Source organism: Corallococcus sp. AS-1-12 (genome assembly GCF_020036995.1).
Lineage (GTDB): Bacteria > Myxococcota > Myxococcia > Myxococcales > Myxococcaceae > Corallococcus.
Map to the genome: position 1 here is coordinate 1 of NZ_JAIQDD010000102.1, position 974 is coordinate 974.

Consider the following 974-nt stretch of genomic DNA (forward strand, 5'->3'; position numbering starts at 1 on the left):
TTGTCGGGCGCGCCGAGCCTGGGCGAGGTGCTGCGGAGGACGAAGGAAGTGGTGCTGGAGGGATTCGAGCACCGGGCGCTGCCCTTCGAGCACCTGCTGAACGCGCTGAAGCGGCAGCGGGACAGCAGCCAGATTCCCTTCGTGCCCATCGTCGTGAGGCACCAGAACTTCCCGATGGCGCAGGTGGAGAGCTGGGGCGACGGAGTGGTGCTGAAGAAGTTCGAACTCGCGGGAGAGCGGACGACAGCGAGCGAGCAGGACTGGCAGTTCTACGGAGACGGCTCCTCGCTGGAGCTGGTGGTGGAGTACGCGGCGGACCTCTTCAGCGAGAAGACGGTGAGGAGGATGGTGGAGCACCACCAGCGGGTGCTGGAAGCGTTGGTGGAGGGGCAGCCCGAGGTGCGGTTGCTGACGGAGGAAGAGGAAGGGCTCTACGAGAAGCTGAATGACACGTCGTTGCCGCTGGATGAGACGTGGAGCCTGGCGGAGACATTCGAGCGTCAGGTGCGAGCGACGCCGGACGCGGTGGCATGCATCGGCGTGGACGCGGGTGGCGGGCACCGGCAACTGACGTACCGGCAACTGAATGCGCGAGCCAACCAGGTGGCCCGGCGGCTGCGGGCACAGGGAGTGGGAGCGGAGACGCGCGTTGCCGTCTTGAGTGAGCGCTCGCCGGAGTTGCTGGTGGCGATGCTGGCCATCTTCAAGGCGGGCGGCTGCTACGTGCCGGTGGACCCCGCGTACCCCCGCAACTACATCGAGCAGATCCTGGCGGATGCGACGCCGCAGGTGGTGCTGGGCCGCAAGGGCCACGCGGAAGGCATACGCGTGGACGTGTGGCTGGACGAGCCGTTGGAGGAGGCCGACTGGGAGGAGGCCGCGCGGCCCGCGAGCCGGCAGTTGGCGTGCCTGATGTACACGTCGGGGTCCACGGGCAAGCCGAAGGGAGTGATGGTGCCGTTCAGCCAGTTGCA

Annotated in this window: 1 protein-coding gene; it reads left to right on the forward strand. The window is 67.6% G+C overall.

The window, feature by feature from the left end; translation table 11 throughout:
• On the forward strand, window positions 1-974 hold a 974-nt coding region (locus tag K8556_RS38890; protein WP_223745186.1), incomplete at both ends, for an AMP-binding protein.